Raw genomic sequence first — 16,610 nt, 5'->3', positions numbered from 1 at the left:
TTCTATAAATTCCACTTCGGGGGGGGGCCCGCGGCCTGCGCGAGCTGCTTCAACCGGGTTTGGGCGGCGGGGCCGCCCACCGACGACTTGGCGAACATCGGGAATTTCACCCCGAAAGTGCTTTCGCAGAAGTCGGCAATTTCCTTGTTGGAGCCCGATTCCTGGGCGAAGTCATTCGACGGAAAGCCCAGCACCACGAGCCCGCGCGCGCGATATTTCATGTCCAGCGACTCCAGCCCCTTGTATTGCGGGGTGAAACCGCAGAAGCTGGCCGTATTGACCACCAGAACCACTTTGCCGGAATACTGGCACAAAGACTGGGGTTTTTCGTCCTGCAGCCTTGGGAAGGTGTGTTGCAGGATTGCAGGACATCCCGCGGCCTCTGCCGGAGCGGGTGCCGCGGAGGCTGTCTGGGCGTGGGCCGGCAGCATCGAAACGAGGCCCGCCACGAGGGAAACCGCGGGGGCGCATCGCCAGAGCGTCGACAATAAGAAAAGGGTTCGCATCGCGGGATCCTGGTTCAAAAAGGAGGTGTGCATCCGTGCCGCAGCGGCGCGTATATCCGCATCATCGCGCGTCTGTCATGGTCGCGCCAAACGGGCCGACTAAAATCGGCGGCCATAGAAAGACATTGATGCTCTATCCGGAACTCTTCAGACAACTCGAATCCGTCCGTTGGGACATGGACAAGGACATTCCCTGGCAGTCGTTCGACGCTTCCTTGCTGTCGGAAGAGCAGGCCCAGACCATCAAGATGAATGCCATCACCGAGTGGGCGGCGTTGCCGGCCACCGAGATGTTCCTGCGCGACAACCGCCACGATAGCGACTTTTCCGCTTTCATGTCGATCTGGTTCTTCGAGGAGCAGAAGCATTCGCTGGTGCTCATGGAATACCTGAAGCGCTTCAGCCCCAAGCACGCGCCCACCGAGCAGGAACTGCACGAAGTGCGCTTCGACTTCGACCCGGCCCCGCCGCTCGAAACCCTCATGCTGCATTTCTGCGGCGAAATCCGCCTCAACCACTGGTACCGCCGCGCCGCCCAGTGGCACACCGAGCCGGTCATCAAGCACATCTACACCACGCTGAGCCAGGACGAAGCCCGCCACGGCGGCGCCTACCTGCGATACATGAAGCGCGCGATGGAGAAGTTCGGCGACGAGGCCCGTGCCGCCTTCACCAAGGTCGGCGTGCTGATGGCCAGCGCGCGCCGTACCGCGCAGGCGCTGCATCCGACGAACCTGCACGTCAACAAGGCGCTGTTCCCCAACGACACCATCCAGAGCCGCATGCCCGACCCGGACTGGCTGGAGCACTGGCTCGACAAGCAGATCAAGTTCGACGCCGTCTGGGAAACCAAGGTCGGCGAGCGCATCCTGCACAACCTGAGCCTGCTGATGAACCGCAGCTTCAAGACCGTGCAGGAGCTGAACCGGTACCGCAAGGAAATCGCGGCGACCCTCGGCCCCAAGCCTGAATACCAAGGCGCATAGCTGTTGTTCGCCCCCAGGCTGCGCGCGCTTCGTGTCGCTTCGCCAGCCCCCTGCGGGGGGCGGCCGTGCGCGGCGGCCCTGCCGGAAATGCCGCCCCCTCTTTAGGGGTTGTCACAAACCTCGGCTGTCATCCGTCTTATGGCCATGGACGACCCGACCCTCACCTTCGACAGCCAACGCGGCCGCCTGCAGGGCATCGCCTACCGCATGCTCGGCTCCATGGCCGAGGCCGAAGAGGTCGTGCAGGACGCCTGGCTGCGCTGGCACGAAGCCGACAAGGCCAGCTTCGACAGCGCCGAAGCCTGGCTCGTGACCGTCGTCACCCGCCTGTCGATCGACCGGCTGCGCGCCGCCAAGGTCCAGCGCGAGCACTACATCGGCGCCTGGATGCCCGAGCCCGTGCTGACCGATGCGCCGGAAAGCCCCGAACAGCTGCTCGAGCGCGCCGACAACATCTCCGTCGCCTTCCTCGCGGTGCTGGAGCGCCTCGCGCCCGAGGCCCGCGCCGCCTTCCTGCTGCGCGAAGTGTTCGACGCCGACTACGACGAAATCGCCCGCACGCTCGGCAAGAGCGAGGCCGCCTGCCGCCAGCTCGTGCACCGCGCCAAGGCGCAGGTGCAGGAGGGGCGCCCGCGCTTCAGCGTGCCGCGCGAAACGCACCAGCGCCTGCTGCGCGCCTTCGCCGACGCCGCCGCGCGCGGCAGCCTGCAGGACCTGAAAGCGCTGATGGCCGAGGACGTCGAACTCATTGGCGACGGCGGCGGCAAGGTGCAGAGCTTCAGCAAGATCCTGCGCGGCAGCCAGCGCCTGGCGCAGCTCTACTTCGCGCTCTGGCGCCGCCTGGGGCCGGCGGTGCGCATGGAGCTGGTCGAGATCAACGGCGAGCCCGGGCTGCTGCGCTTCGTCGACGGCGCACTCGAATCGGCCCAGACCTTCGAGATCGAGGACGAGCGGATCGTGCGCATCCGCGCGCAGCGCAACCCGGACAAGCTGGCGCACATCGCACGCCTGTATTTTTCTTCGTCGAAAGAATAATTTCGCGCGGTGTGTCACAAGGCGCTCGGCCGGCACGTCTTCAGGGGGTAGGCAGATTCGTTTCAACCCACTCATTGGAGTCAGAGCACCATGAACAGCACCCCCCGTCTCAACTGGTACAAGACCGTCCCCAAGGCCTTCCAGGCCATGCTCGGCGTGAACGGCGCCTACGAGGCCACCACGCTCGGCAAGACGCTGCTCGACCTGGTCTACGCCCGTGTCTCGCAGATCAACGGCTGCGCCTATTGCCTCGACATGCACGTGCGCGACCTGCGCCAGCAGGGCGAAGACTGGCAGCGCATCAACAGCCTCGCGACCTGGCGCGAAGTGAGCTTCTTCAGCGAGCGCGAGCGTGCCGCCTTCGCCTGGGCCGAAACGCTGACGCGCCTGTCCGAGCACCATGGCGGCCGCGACGCCGAGTTCGAGGCGCTGCGGGCGCATTTCAGCGAAGTCGAGATCGCCGAGCTTTCCGTCGCCATCGCGCAGATCAATGCCTGGAACCGCATGGGCGTCGGCATGCGCATGCCGGTGGCCGTCAAGGCCATGCCCTGAGCCGTCGCCGAGGCGGCCTCAGGGCAGCGCTCAGCGGCGCTCCACCACCATCGGCGAGATGCGCAGGCTCTCGCGCAGCTGCGTGACCGCCTCGCCGGCCGCATTGCGCGAGGTGAAGGGACCGGCCTGCAGCCGGTGCGTGCCAGCCTCGCTGAAAACCCGCAGCTGCGATGCCAGCGAAGGCACGCCGCGGGACGCCTGGTTCTGCAGGCTCTCGGCACCTTCGCGCTCACGGAACGCGCCGAGCTGAACCCAGAAGCCCGGCAGGGCGGTGGACGGTGCGGGCGCTCCGGCCGCCGGCAGCGCGGATGGTGAAGGTGCGGCTTGCAGCGGCGCGAGGTCGTTCACCACGATGGCCTGGCGTGGCGGCGTGGAAGGCGGCCACTGTGCCGATTCGGTTTCGGTGCCGGGCGGATTGCCCGTCGCCATCGGTGTCTGCGGCGCGACCGGCATCGTCGACGCGGGCGGCGGCATGTCGTTGTCCGCCGCGGCTATCGGCGCCACCCATTCGGCCGGCACCCGCACTTGCTGCGCGCTCGCCACACGTGCCGCCGGCACCCGCGCGGAGACGGGCACGAGGGCGGGCGCAGCGGCGTAGGCCGTGCCGGCGTCGCGCCGCCATGCGCCGGTGCGGATGTCCTCGTTCGTGATCCGCTCGATCTCCACAGGCGCCACGCCGCGCAGCAGGTCGAGCTTCAGCGCGGCCGTGTAGCTCAGGTCGATGACGCGGCCGTCCACGAAGGGCCCGCGGTCGTTCACGCGCACGATCACCTCGCGCCCGTTGGCGGGGTTGCGCACGCGCACGTAGCTCGGCAGCGGCAGCGTCTTGTGCGCGGCGGTCATTGCGTACATGTCGTAGGGCTCGCCGCTCGAAGTGGATGCCGCATGGAACTTGCGGCCATACCAGGAGGCCAGCCCCGATTCGCGGAAGGGCCGGTCGTCGGTGATCGGCTGGTAGCCGCGGCCCAGCACGGTGTACGGCTTGCTGGTGCCGCCGCTGGCACGGATGGATTCGATGCGGGGCTCGGCGTCGGGTACGCTGGCGAGGTCCGGCGGAATGTTCGTGCCTGCCCCGTCGCGGGCGCTGGCAACGCCGCCGCCGCTGCGCGGACCGCTGGCGCAGCCCGCAAGAAGGATGGCGACGGCGACCGCGCACGCGGCCAGCGCGGTGGTGGCGGGAGAACGGACGCCGTCAGCCAAATACGGCCTTCCATAGTGCCAGCATCGCGTCGCGCTCGGCGGCCAGTGCGGGCGGTGTGACCTGGGTCGGCTCTTCGTTCAGGCGCGCGCGATGCTGCACGCGGCGCAGCTCGCGATAGGCCCGTGCCGCATTGCGGCCCACGCCTTCAGGCAGCAGTCCCGCGAGTTCGGCGCGCAGCAGCAGGGCGATGTTCCCCACGTTCGGAATCAGCTCGGGGTGCTCGCCCGACGACGACAGCACCAGGAACTGCACCGCGAATTCGGCGTCGACCATGCCGCCGGGGCTGTGCTTCACGTCGAACCGGTCGGCCTTCACGGGCCGCGCGCCACGCAGCTTGTCGCGCATCGCGATGATCTCGGCCTTCAGCGCCTCGCGGTCGCGCGGCGATACCAGCACGGCCTCGCGCACCTGGTCGAAACGCGCGCCGAGTTCGGCGCCGTGGTCCTCGCTGCCGAGCACGAAGCGCGCGCGCGTCATGGCCTGGTGTTCCCAGGTCCACGCGGTGTTGCTGCCGCGGCCGAGCTGGTACTTTTCGTAGGCTTCGAAGCTGGTGGTCAGCAGGCCCGAGTTGCCGTTGGGACGCAAGGCGGTATCGATCTCGAACAGGTCGCCTTCGCGCGTCTTCACCGTGAGCCAGTTGATGAGCTTGCGCACATAGGCGGCGTAGACCTCGCCGGCGCGCTCGTCGTCGTCGTCATAGACGAACACGATGTCGAGGTCGCTGCCGTAGCCCAGTTCCTTCCCGCCCAGCTTGCCGTAGCCGATGATCGCGAACTGCGGCACCTCGCGGTGCCGGTTGCGCACGTGCGGCCAGCACCAGTGGGCGGTCACGCGCAAGGTGGTGTCGGCCAGCGCGCTCAGGTCGTCGGCCACCTGCTCGACCGTGATGCGGCCATCGACGTCGCGTGCCAGCGTGCGGAACACCTCGGCGTGGTGGGCGTGGCGCAGCAGGTTCAGCAGGCGCTCTTCGTCGGCTTCGCCGGTGCGGGTGAGCGAGGCGTGGCGCGCCTCGAGCTCGCGCTCGAACTCGGCGGCCACGAAGCGGCCCGACAGCATTTCGTCGCTCGCCAGCTCGTCGATCACGCCCGGGTGCTGCATCAAGTAGCGCGCGGGCCACTTCGCGGCGCCGAGCAGGCGCAGCAGGCGTTGCTGCACGGCCGGGCGTTCGACCAGCAGCGCGAGGTAGCTCTCGCGGCGCAGCAGCGGTTCGATCCAGTCGGCCCAGCGCAAGGCCGCGTCGACATGGCGCGGCGTTTGTCCCGGGCCGTCGCCATCGGGCTCCTTGAGCCATTGGCCGGTGCGCTGCACCAGCTGGCGCAGTCGCCCGCGCGTCTCCTCGCGCAGGGCGAGCACGCGCGGCGTTTCGCACCAGTCGCGGATGCGGTCGGCGAAGGCGGCTGGCAGATCGTCGAGCAGATCGGCGAGATCGGCCGGCGCGGCGGAGGCCTTCTTGCCATTGCACTTGCCGTTGCAGGGCTTCTCGCCGCCGAGCAGCTTGTCGAACTCCTGCGCGACGAACTCGCGGTGCGTGTCGAGCTGCTCGAGGAAGGCGCAGCAGTCGTAGCCCATGGTCTGGGCAATCCAGCGCAGGTCGTCGTCGGACACCGGCAGCGCGTGGGTCTGCTGGTCGTCGAGGTACTGGATGCGGTGCTCCACGCGGCGCAGGAACTCATAGGCCGCCGCCAGCGCATCGGCGGTTTCCTGCGGCATGAGGTTGGCGCGCGCGAGGCGCTGCAGCGCATCGAGCGTGGGCCGCGTGCGCAGTTCGGGGAACTGGCCGCCGCGCACCACCTGCAGCAGCTGCACGGTGAACTCGATTTCGCGGATGCCGCCGCGCGACAGCTTCACGTCGTTGGCGCGCTCAGGCCGCCCGGCGCTGCGGCGCGCCGACTGCTCGCGGATCTGCCGGTGCAGCACGCGCAGCGAATCGAACACGCTGTAGTCGAGGTAGCGCCGGAACACGAAAGGCAGCACCGCGCCGCGCAGCCCCTGGGCCTGGCCCGCGAGCACGATGTCGCGCGGCGCCACCACCCGGCTCTTCATCCAGGCGAAGCGCTCCCACTCGCGGCCCTGCACCTGGAAATATTCTTCGAGCGCATCGAGCGAGACCACGCTCGGGCCCGAATTGCCGTTGGGCCGCAGCGCCAGGTCGACACGGAACACGAAGCCGTGCTCGGTGGTGTCGCCCACCAGCGCGTAGATGCGCTTCACGGCGCGCCCGAAGTATTCCTGGTTCGACAACCGGCCGCGGCCGTCGGCATCGCCGGCGGTTTCGCCGTCGACGTCGTAGAGGTAGATCAGGTCGATGTCGCTCGACACGTTGAGCTCGCGCGCGCCGAGCTTGCCCATGCCGACGATCCACAGCTGCGAGCGCTGGCCTTCGGGGCCAAGCGGGGCGCCGTGCGCGGTGTCGAGTTCGTGGCAGGCGTCCTGGCACGCAATATCGAGTGCCAGCTCGGCCAGTTCGGTGACGGCGGTGGTCACCACGGCCAGCGGCGCCTGTTCGTCGCAGTCGAGGGTCACGAGCCGCTCCATCACGAGCTGCCGCACAATCCGCAGTGCATCGCCGACGTTGTCCCCACGCCGGCGCAATGCCTCGTAAGCCACCATCATCGACTCGCGCCGCGGCGCACCAGGGGGAAGCAATGAAAGCTCGGCCGCATACCTGCGACGCAGGCGCTGCACGAAGCGTGAGTAAGAAGATGACGCGGCCTGCGTCGAAGTGTCTGGCAAGTGGTTCACACTGATGCTGGTTTCCGTGGAACCCCTCTGAATGCTGGCGGTCATAATTCCCGACACAGCGCGATCCTCAATGAACGACACGGCGTCTTCCCCTTCACGTCTGCTCAAATTAACCGCTGTGACAGCGCGCTGGCTGCTGAGTCTGTTGATCGCTGCATGGCTTCTGCTGGCGCTGTCAGTCGTTGTCCTACACGCGTGGATTGTGCCGCGAATCGGCGATTTCCGCGGTGCACTGGAGGCACAGGCTAGCAAGGCGATCGGCGTGCCGGTCCGCATCGGATCGATCACCGCCCGCTCCGAAGGGCTTTTCCCGGCCTTCGAATTGCGCGACGTGGTGCTGCTCGACGCCGGCAAGCGCGAGGCCCTGCGCCTCGTGCGCGTGGTGGCCAGCGTGTCGCCGCGCTCGCTCTGGAGGCTCAACTTCGAGCAGCTCTACATCGAGGGACCGCAACTCGACGTGCGCCGCGACACTCAGGGAAAACTCCATGTGGCCGGTTTGCACATGGCGACCGACACGAGCGGAGAAACTCGCGGTGCCGACTGGTTTTTTGCCCAGCGCGAACTGGTCATCGAAGGCGGCACCGTGCGCTGGACCGACGAGCAGCGCCAGGCCGAACCGCTGCTGCTGACGGACGTGCGCTTCGTCGCGCGCAACAGCGCCCGGCGCCACGGGCTGCGGCTCGACGCCACGCCGCCGGCCGGCTGGGGCCAGCGCTTCACCCTGCGCGGCCAGTTCCGCCAGCCGCTGCTGTCCATCCGCAGCGGCCACTGGCAGACCTGGGACGGCCAGCTCTATGCCGACCTGCCCTACATCGACGTGACCCGGCTGGGCCAGTACGTGTCGCTCGACGCCCGCATCCGCGAAGGCAACGGCGCGCTGCGCGTGTGGGCCGACGTGGACGACGGCCAGGTCGTCGGCGGCGCGGCCGACCTGGGGCTCGACAAGGTCGACGTGTCGCTCGACAAGGGCCTGCAGCCGCTGGTGCTGCGCACCGTCACCGGCCGCCTCGCGGGGCAGCTCACCGAGGAGACGCTGGAGTTCTCGACCACCGCGCTGCAGTTCGACACCAGCGACGGCCTGCGCTGGCCCGGTGGCAACCTGTGGCTGCAGCACACGCCGAACCGGGGCCGCACGCCCGAGCACGGCGCGCTGCGCGCCGACCGCCTCGACCTGGCTGCGCTGGCCCTCATCGCCGACCGGCTGCCATTGGGCGATGCCACGCACCGCATGCTCGACGCCTACGCGCCGCGCGGCCTCGTCGAGCGTGTCGACCTGAACTGGCAGGGCCCGCTGGGGGCGCCCAGCCGCTACCAGGCCAAGGGCCGCGTCAGCGGCCTGCGCATCGCCTCGCAGCCCGGCAGGCTGGATGCGGCGGCCACACCGCCCAAGACCCGTCCCGGCACCCCCGGCCTGAGCGGCGCCGCGGTCGACTTCGACGCCTCCCACACCGGCGGCACCGCCACGCTCGCCATCGCACAGGGCACGCTCGAATTCCCGGGCGTGTTCGAAGAGCCGGTCATTCCCATCGACCGGCTCTCGGCGCAGCTGCAATGGAAGCTCGACAACGGCAACGCGCAGCTGCAGCTGTCGAAGCTGCGCTTCGCCAACACCGACGCCGAGGGCGATGCCGAAGCCACCTGGCGCACCAGCGACCCGGCCGTCTCCAGCGGCCACGGACGCTTTCCCGGCGTGCTCGACCTGCAGGGCAAGCTGACCCGCGCCGACGGCACGCGCGTGTTCCGCTACCTGCCGCTCGACATTCCGCAGCACACGCGCGACTACGTGCGCAACGCCGTCACCAAGGGCGTCGCCAGCAGCGTCGACTTCCGCGTGCGCGGCGACCTGCACGACATGCCCTTCATGGACCCGAAGCAGGGCGACTTCCGCATCGCCGCCAAGGTGGCCGACGTCAACTACGCCTACGTGCCGCCGTCCTCCGCGCCGCTGCGCAACGGCACGCCCGCCCCGGTGTGGCCGCCGCTCACCGGCCTGTCGGGCGAGCTCGTGTTCGAGCGCGCCGGCATGCTGGTGCGCAACGCGCGCGGCCGGATCGTCGGTGCACCCGGTGTCGAGATCACCAAGGCCGAGGCGCAGATCGCCGACATGTCGCACCATGCCTCGATGCTGCGCGTCGATGCGCAGGCCAAGGGGCCGCTCGGCGAGGTGCTGCGCGCGGGCGCGCCGCTGGCCGGCGAAACCGGCGAGATCATGCGGACCGCGCGCGCCACCGGTTCGGCCGACTACAAGCTGCACCTCGAACTGCCCCTCGCGGCCATGGAAAACGCCAAGGTGCAGGCCACTGTGGCGCTGGCCGACAACGAGCTGCAAGTCGTGCCCGAGGCGCCTTCGCTCACGCAGGCCAAGGGCACGCTCAGCTTCACCGAAACCGGCTTTTCCCTGGCCGGCGTGCAGGCCAGGCTGCTCGGCGGCGACATCCGCGTCGAAGGCCGCGGCCGCTTCACCGGCCCGAATCGCGAGGTGGCCCTGAAGGCGCAGGGCACGGCCACGGCCGAGGGCCTGCGCGGCGCGCGCGAGGTCGACTGGCTCGCCCGCCTCGCGAAGAAGGCGACCGGCAGTACACCCTATGCGGCCACTTTCTCGATGCGCGACGGCACGCCCGAGTTCTCGCTCACCAGCAGCCTGCAGGGCCTGGCGCTGCAGCTGCCGCCGCCGCTCGTGAAGACGGCCGAAGAGCAGATGCCGCTGCGCGTCGAGAAGAAGGTGCTCGCGCGCGAAACCACGAAACAGGGTGCCATCGTCGCCACGCAGGACCAGCTCTTGCTCGACCTCGGCCGCGTCGGCGCCGTCCAGTACGTGCGCGATCTCGCTGGCAACGAGGCGCGCGTGCTGCGCGGCAGCATCGGCGTCGGCCTCGCGGCCGGCGAGACGGCCAGCCTGCCCGACAAAGGCGTGTTCGCGAACGTCAACGTCGCCAAGCTCGACATGGCGGCATGGCAGGCGCTGCTCGGCGAGGCGACCGGCACCGGCACCGAGACGGCGGAGCGCGCCGACGACCCCTCGCAGGCCTACCTGCCCACGCGCATCGCGGTGCGCGCGCAGCAGCTCGGCATCGCGGGCCGCACGCTGCACAACGTGGTGCTCGGCGGTACGCGCGACGGCGCTGTCTGGCGCGCCAACATCGACGCCACCGAACTCAGCGGCTATGCGGAATACCGCCACGCGCAGGCCGGGCGCCTCCATGCGCGGCTCGCGCGGCTGAAGATCGCACCGGCCGAGGCCACGCAGGTCGAGACCCTGCTCGACGAGCAGCCCGGCACCCTGCCGGCGCTCGACATCGTGATCGACGATTTCGAGTTGCTCGGCAAGCGCCTGGGCCGCGCCGAGATCGACGCGGTCAACCGCGGGGGCGCGAGCCGCGAATGGGCGCTCAACAAGCTGACCTTCACCATGCCCGAGGCCAGCTTCGCGGCCAAGGGCAGCTGGGCGGCGGTGCCTGGTGCCGCGGCCGGCCAGCGCCGCACCGCCATGACGTTCAAGCTCGACATCAGCGATGCCGGCGACCTGCTCACGCGCTTCGGCATGCCGGGCGTGCTGCTGCGCGGCCGCGGGCGGATCGAGGGCGATGTCAACTGGCGCGGTTCGCCGTTCTCGCTCGACTACCCGAGCCTGGGCGGGCAGCTGCAGGTCGACGTGGAGCAGGGCCAGTTCCTCAAGGCCGACCCGGGCCTGGCCAAGCTGCTCGGCGTGCTGAGCCTGCAGGCGCTGCCGCGCCGGCTCACGCTCGACTTCCGCGACGTCTTCAGCCAGGGCTTCGCCTTCGACTTCATTCGCGGCGACGCGAAGATCAACAAGGGCATCGCCAGCACCAACAACCTGCAGATGAAGGGCGTCAACGCCGCCGCGCTGATGGACGGCTCGGCCGACATCGTGCGCGAGACGCAGAACCTGCGCGTGGTGGTGGTGCCCGAGATCAATGCGGGCACGGCCGCGCTCGTGGCCACCGCCATCAACCCGGCCATCGGCCTGGGCACCTTCCTCGCCCAATGGGTATTGAGCAAGCCGCTGGCGGCGGCCGCCACGCAGGAGTTCCATATCGAAGGCACCTGGGCCGACCCCAAAATAGCGAAGGTGCCGCGCACGCTGCAACTGCTGCCCCAGAGCATTCCGGCCATCCCCGGCCTGCCGGGTTCGCCGGCCGCGAACGAAGGCAAGAAAACGGAGACCACGCAATGAAAGTCGCAGCCATCCAGATGGTGTCGGCCATCGCCCGCGAAGCCAACCTCGCTCGCGCCCACGGCCTGCTCGCGCAGGCGGCCGCGGCCGGCGCCGAGCTGGCGGTGCTGCCCGAGTATTTCTGCATGATGGGCGCGCGCGACACCGACAAGCTGGGCCTGCGCGAGACCGCCGGCGCCGGCGCGGTGCAGGGCTTCCTGGCCGACGCGGCGCGCGAGTTCGGCCTGTGGATCGTCGGCGGCACGCTGCCCATCGAGAGCGCCGACGCCGAGCACGTGTTCAACAGCTCGCTGGCCTTCTCGCCCGAGGGGCGGTGCGTGGCGCGCTACGACAAGATCCATCTCTTCTTCTTCGACAACGGCACCGAGCGCTACGACGAGCGCCGCGTCATCGCGCCCGGCACGCAGCCCGTGGTGTTCGACTTGCCCTCGCGCGACGGCCACAGCTGGCGCGTGGGCATGAGCGTGTGCTACGACCTGCGCTTTCCCGAGCTCTACCGCGCGCTCGCGAAGCAGGGCGCCGACCTGCTGCTGGTGCCCAGCGCCTTCACGCGCACTACCGGCGCCGCCCACTGGGAGGTGCTGCTGCGCGCCCGCGCCATCGAGAACCTGGCCTGGGTGGTCGCACCCGCGCAGGGCGGCACGCACGAGAACGGCCGCCGGACCTGGGGCCAGTCGCTGGTCGTCGACCCCTGGGGCGCGGTGGTCGCGCAGCAGGCCAGCGAAGAAGGCGTGGTGCTGTTCGACATCGATGCCGCGAGGGTCGAAAGCACGCGCGCGCAGTTGCCCGTGCTTTCGCACCGCGTTCTCTAGCGATGTCCGATGCGCTGCTGACCGTCGCACCGCAGCGGTGGGCGCTGCTGGCGTTCGCGCGGCTGCGCTCGCTGTGGCAGCGCTGGTTCCTGTGGCTGCTGATGGCGGTGCTGGTGTCGGTATTGCTGGTGACGGTGGTGTGGCTCGCCGGCCGGCACGAGGTCGAGCAGGTGCAGGCCGCGCTCGACCGCGACACCGCCGACGCCGTCTCCGACCTGCGCAGCGGCTTCCAGCGCAATGCGCAGAGCCTGCGCGCCACGCAGGCCCCGGGCGCCGACCGCACACAATGGTCCACGGCCGCGGCCGCGCTGCTGCGCGAGCACCGCGAATGGCTGCGGCTCGAATGGCGCGATGCCGCCATGCGCACGCAGCAGGCCGTCAACACGCCCTACCGCATGCGCCTCCTCGACGAGGAGAGCCGCGGCCCCGAGCAGTCCGACGTGACGCTGGCCTGCGCCGCCGCGCGCAAGCTCGGCGCGCCGGCCTATTCGCCGAGCCACTACGTGCCGATCGCCGGTGGCGGCGGCATCGAGGTGATGGAGCTGTGCCTGCCGATCGATGGCGGCGGCTACCTCGTGGCGAGCTACTCGCTGCGCGATGCGCTGATCGAGCTGGTCGGCCCCACGCTCACGCGCGGCCAGGAAGTGGCATTCACCGAGGCCGACGGCACGCGGCTGGTGGCGCTCGGCAGTTCGCGGCGAGTCGGTACGCGGGTGTTCACCTCGCAGCAGCTGATCGACCTGCCGGGCGCCGCGCTGATGCTGCGCGTCGACGGCTGGCGCGCCGCGCCCGACCTGTTCCCGAACATGCTCACCGCGCTGGTCACGGCAATCTCGATCGCGCTGGTGTCGGTGCTGGTGCTGCTCGCGCGCGACACGCGCAGGCGCCTGCGCGCCGAGCGCGACCTGGCCGACGCGCTGGCCTTCCGCAAGGCGATGGAAGACTCGGTCATCACCGGCCTGCGCGCGCGCGACCTGCAGGGCCGCATCACCTACGTGAACCCGGCCTTCTGCGAGATGGTCGGCTTCAGCCCCGAGGAGCTCATGGCGGACAGCGCCGACGCACCCTATTGGCCGACCGAACTGGCGCACGAGTATCAGCAGCGGCAGGCCCGGCGCCTTGCCGGCGGCATGCCGCCGCGCGAAGGCTTCGAGTCGGTCTTCATGCGCAAGGACGGCACGCGCTTTCCGGTGCTGATCTTCGAAGCGCCGCTGATCAACGCCCACAAGGTGCAGACCGGCTGGATGAGCGCGTTCATCGACGTGAGCGAGCAGCGCCGCATCGAGGAGCTCTCGCGCGCCAGCCAGGAGCGGCTGCAGGCCAGCGCACGGCTGGCGACCGTCGGCGAGATGGCATCGTTGCTGAGCCACGAGCTCACGCAGCCGCTGGCCGCCATCGCCAGCTATGCGAGCGGCTCGCTCAACCTGCTCGGCCCGCATGCGAAGGGCGACCAGGGCGAAGTGGCGATGGCGGTGAGGCGCATCGCCGAGCAGGCCGATCGCGCGGGCCAGGTCATTCGCAGCGTGCACGACTTCGTGCGCCGGCGCGACCGCACGCGCGAGGCCGTCGCGCCGCAGGCGCTGATCGACGCGGTGCTGCCGCTGGTGCGGCTGCAGGCGCGCAAGCTCGGCGTGACCATCGAGGTGGTGCTCGAGGACCGCCTGCCGGCGGCCATGTGCGACCGCACGCTGGTCGAGCAGGTGCTGCTGAACCTCGCGCGCAATGCGATGCAGGCCATGGACGGCCCCGACAACGCCGGCAGCCGCGTGCTGCGGCTGCGCGTGGCGCGTGCCGTCGCGGTGGGGGGCACGGGACAGGAAGACGGGCGGCGCTGGCTCGAATTCTCGGTGGCCGACCTGGGTAGCGGCATCGGCGAGGACGTGGCCGAGCGGCTCTTCACCCCCTTCTTCACCACGCGCGCCGACGGCATGGGGCTCGGCCTGAGCCTGTGCCGCACGGTGGTGGAGCAGCACGGCGGGGCGCTGGTGTTCGAGCCGAACAAGCCGCGCGGCACCGTATTCCGTTTCACGCTGCCGGCCGCTTGACGGCGCCCTTCAGACAATCAATCTTCTGCTGGATCCCATGACATGCAACCACTGATCGACGGTTTGATCTTCATCGTGGACGACGACGCCAGCGTGCGCGAGGCGCTGGCCTGGCTGCTGCGCTCGCGCCGCCTGGCCAGCGAGCACTTCGGCAGTGCCGAGGCGTTCGAGCAGTTCCTCGACCAGGGCCCGCTGCCCGCACAGCCGCTGTGCCTGCTGCTCGATGTGCGCATGCCCGGCACCAGCGGGCTGGTGCTGTTCGACCGGCTGGCCGAGCGCGGCCTGCTGCCAGCGATGCCGGTGATCTTCCTGACCGGCCACGCCGACGTGCCGACGGCCGTCGATGCGGTGAAGCGCGGTGCCTTCGATTTCTGCGAGAAGCCGTTCTCGGACAACGCGCTCGTCGACCGCATCGAGCATGCGTTGAGTGCGTCGCTGCAGGCGCTGGAAGTGCAGCGCCTGCGCCGCGGACTGAGCGAGCGCATCGCCGAGCTGACCGACCGCGAGCGCGACGTGATGCGGCTCGTGGTCGAGGGCCTGCCGAACAAGCTGATCGCCGACCAGCTCGCGATCAGCGTGCGCACGGTGGAAGTCCACCGCGCGCGCGTGTTCGAAAAAATGGAAGTGAAGTCAGCCGTAGAACTAGCCAACCGCCTCAGAGATCTTTAACGGCGGCGCCCGGCCTCTTCCAAGCGAACACCGCGGAACCGGCTTTGCCGGGCCGCAGGTGTTGCCCCCTGAAAGGGGGTTGGCGAAGCGACACGAAGTGCGCGAAGCCTGGGGGTCAGGCTTTCTCGGCGACGAAGATCTCGACGCGGCGGTTCTGTGCGCGGCCTGCGACCGTGCCGTTGTCGGCCAGCGGCTCGCGCGAGCCGCGGCCGTCGGTCGTGATGGCCGTGGTCGACACGCCGCGGCTCACCAGGTGGTTGCGCACGCTGTCCGCGCGGCTCACCGAGAGGCGCTCGTTGCCTTCCTCGCTGCCGGTGTTGTCGGTATGGCCCACCACGCGCACGCTGGCGGCGGTGGCGCTCTTCAGGCCTTCGGCGACCTTGTCGAGCACCTGCGCGAGGTTGCGCTTGACGTTGGCGCGGCCGGAGTCGAACGACAGCTCGTTCGGGATCACCACGTGCAGCTGGTTGTCGGCGGTCTGCTCGATCACCGCGCCCGTGCCCTTGGTGGAGGTTTCGAGATCAGTCTTCAACGCGGCCAGGCGGGCCGTCCAGCTGTTGGCTGGCGCGGCCGTTGCGGCGGCCGGCGCGGCGGTGGCCGGCGGCTGCGACTGCGAAGCGCAGCCCGCGATGAAAAGCAACGCGGCCGCGGCCGCACTCGAAACAACGAACTTCCTCATGAGATTCCCTCTTAATGGACCAATGGAACGGTAGTGGCGGGAACCGGCCTTTCAGCGCGGCCGGTTTCCCCATGCGGTGAACGCTCAGCCTCGCGGCCCGCGCTCACCCATGTAGATTTCGACGCGGCGATTCTGCGCCCGGCCTGCGTCGTTGTTGTTGTCGGCAATGGGTTCGTGCGAACCGCGGCCCTCGATGCGGAAGATCGCTGCGTTCACGCCGTGCGCCACGAGGTAGTCGCGCGTGCTGGCCGCGCGTTCGACCGACAGCGGGTTGTTGATGGCGTCCGAACCGGTGCTGTCGGTGTGGCCGATGATGCGCACCTCGGCGTTCGGGTTGTTGCGCAGGCCGTTGGCGAACTGGTCGAGCACCGGCGCGAAGTTCGGCTTGATGTTGGCGCGGCCCACGTCGAAGGACACGTCGCTCGGAATCTGCAGCTTCAGCTCGTTGTTGGGTGTCTGGGTCACGGCGACGCCGGTGCCCTGCGTGGCGGCTTCCATCTGGCGCTTCTGGTTTTCCATGCGCTGCGACCACAGGTAGCCGCCGAGCGCGCCGGCGGCCGCGCCGACCACCGCGCCCGTGCCGATGGCACCGCGGTTGCCGCCGGTGGCCGAACCGATGGCGGCGCCGCCCAGCGCGCCGATGCCGGCGCCGATGCCGGTGTTGCGCTGCGTGTCAGTCATGCCGCCGGCGCAGCCGGACAGGATGAGCGCCGTGGCGGTGGTTGCGAGTACGAACTTTTTCATGGCAATCCCTTTCAAGGATGATTCAGGCGGGCCACAGCTTAGCTTCCGGGCGTACGCGATGGTACGGGCTCAAAGCCCTGGGGAAAATAAGAAAAGTTTCGCCATCGCGCGTCAATGCTGCGATGATTGCTACTAAAGTAATAGCAATGGGGCGATTGTCCGACATGGCTGCGCGGCGCGGGACTGCGCAAGCAATTCACGTTTCCGGCGGCGGGTTCCCGTTGGTGGCGTCGCGGCCGGCTTCGGGTGGGTCGTCGTCGTGCAATTCGCCCTTGTTGCGGCCGGAAAACATGGTCCACCAAATGATCAAGATGAACACGAGTCCCGCGGCGAGGGCTTCAAGCAGAATCAAACCCATGAGAAATGGACTCCAGTGGCTGGTCGGGCTTGTGATCGTAGCAACGCTCGCCGCCTGTTCCACCGGCCCGCGCACGCCCGAGGCCC

12 protein-coding genes and 1 pseudogene are annotated in these 16,610 nt (G+C 69.3%); 7 read left to right on the top strand and 6 right to left on the bottom strand.

All coding sequences use genetic code 11. The features are described from left to right. Positions 1-8: 8 nt before the first annotated feature. Positions 9-506, bottom strand: a pseudogene (locus tag ACCC97_RS27510) (glutathione peroxidase); the annotation flags it as partial. Between the two features lie 128 nt (positions 507-634). Here ACCC97_RS27510 and ACCC97_RS27505 point away from each other — a divergent pair. From ACCC97_RS27505 to ACCC97_RS27495, 3 genes are all read left to right on the top strand, one after another. After that, complete coding sequence (locus ACCC97_RS27505; RefSeq protein ID WP_042672690.1) at positions 635-1,492, top strand: ferritin; 858 nt, start codon at positions 635-637, stop codon at positions 1,490-1,492. 144 nt (positions 1,493-1,636) lie between these two features. Continuing rightward, on the top strand, positions 1,637-2,527 hold the full coding sequence (locus ACCC97_RS27500; RefSeq protein ID WP_413336120.1) for an RNA polymerase sigma-70 factor: 891 nt from the start codon (positions 1,637-1,639) through the stop codon (positions 2,525-2,527). Positions 2,528-2,617: 90 nt separating this feature from the next. Then, the gene (locus ACCC97_RS27495; RefSeq protein WP_007828797.1) at positions 2,618-3,079 is read left to right on the top strand and encodes a carboxymuconolactone decarboxylase family protein; all 462 of its coding nucleotides are present in this window, start codon (positions 2,618-2,620) and stop codon (positions 3,077-3,079) included. 30 nt (positions 3,080-3,109) lie between these two features. Here ACCC97_RS27495 and ACCC97_RS27490 read toward each other — a convergent pair whose 3' ends face one another. Next, the gene (locus ACCC97_RS27490) at positions 3,110-4,279 is read right to left on the bottom strand and encodes a septal ring lytic transglycosylase RlpA family protein (protein ID WP_413336118.1); all 1,170 of its coding nucleotides are present in this window, start codon (positions 4,277-4,279) and stop codon (positions 3,110-3,112) included. Then, positions 4,272-7,067: a bifunctional [glutamate--ammonia ligase]-adenylyl-L-tyrosine phosphorylase/[glutamate--ammonia-ligase] adenylyltransferase gene (gene glnE / locus ACCC97_RS27485; RefSeq protein WP_042672691.1), complete on the bottom strand. Its 2,796-nt coding sequence runs from the start codon at positions 7,065-7,067 to the stop codon at positions 4,272-4,274. The genes ACCC97_RS27490 and glnE overlap by 8 nt, the downstream gene beginning before the upstream one ends. A gap of 25 nt (positions 7,068-7,092) precedes the next feature. On the opposite strand from glnE, the gene ACCC97_RS27480 reads away from it, so the two are divergent. Genes ACCC97_RS27480 through ACCC97_RS27465 form a run of 4 tightly spaced genes read left to right on the top strand, consistent with a single transcriptional unit; the run spans position 7,093 to position 14,743 of the window. Beyond that, entirely contained in the window at positions 7,093-11,217 is a 4,125-nt protein-coding gene (locus ACCC97_RS27480; RefSeq protein ID WP_413336116.1) for a YhdP family protein, read from the top strand. After that, positions 11,214-12,029 carry a carbon-nitrogen hydrolase family protein gene (locus ACCC97_RS27475; RefSeq protein WP_413314238.1) on the top strand — a complete coding sequence of 272 codons (816 nt, stop codon included), beginning with the start codon at positions 11,214-11,216 and terminating at the stop codon, positions 12,027-12,029. Before ACCC97_RS27480 ends, ACCC97_RS27475 begins: the two co-directional genes overlap by 4 nt. Before the next feature lie 2 nt (positions 12,030-12,031). Continuing rightward, positions 12,032-14,074 (top strand): two-component system sensor histidine kinase NtrB, encoded by a 2,043-nt coding sequence (locus ACCC97_RS27470; protein WP_413336114.1) that lies wholly within the window; start codon positions 12,032-12,034, stop codon positions 14,072-14,074. Positions 14,075-14,116: 42 nt separating this feature from the next. After that, on the top strand, positions 14,117-14,743 hold the full coding sequence (locus tag ACCC97_RS27465; protein WP_007828807.1) for a response regulator transcription factor: 627 nt from the start codon (positions 14,117-14,119) through the stop codon (positions 14,741-14,743). A 115-nt stretch (positions 14,744-14,858) separates the two neighbouring features. Here ACCC97_RS27465 and ACCC97_RS27460 read toward each other — a convergent pair whose 3' ends face one another. The 3 genes from ACCC97_RS27460 to ACCC97_RS27450 all read right to left on the bottom strand — a co-directional run. Further along, positions 14,859-15,422, bottom strand: a complete 564-nt coding sequence (locus tag ACCC97_RS27460) for an OmpA family protein (protein ID WP_007829163.1) — start codon at positions 15,420-15,422, stop codon at positions 14,859-14,861. An 84-nt stretch (positions 15,423-15,506) separates the two neighbouring features. Further along, the gene (locus ACCC97_RS27455; protein WP_007829161.1) at positions 15,507-16,166 is read right to left on the bottom strand and encodes an OmpA family protein; all 660 of its coding nucleotides are present in this window, start codon (positions 16,164-16,166) and stop codon (positions 15,507-15,509) included. A 196-nt stretch (positions 16,167-16,362) separates the two neighbouring features. Next, positions 16,363-16,610, bottom strand: a 248-nt coding sequence (locus ACCC97_RS27450; protein WP_413336122.1) for a hypothetical protein, incomplete at its 5' end; no start/stop codon positions are given.

Source organism: Variovorax sp. Varisp85, from assembly GCF_047304045.1.
Taxonomy (GTDB): Bacteria; Pseudomonadota; Gammaproteobacteria; order Burkholderiales; family Burkholderiaceae_C; genus Variovorax.
The sequence above is the reverse complement of the archived record's forward strand: the minus strand, read 5'-3'. Positions and strand labels throughout refer to the sequence as shown.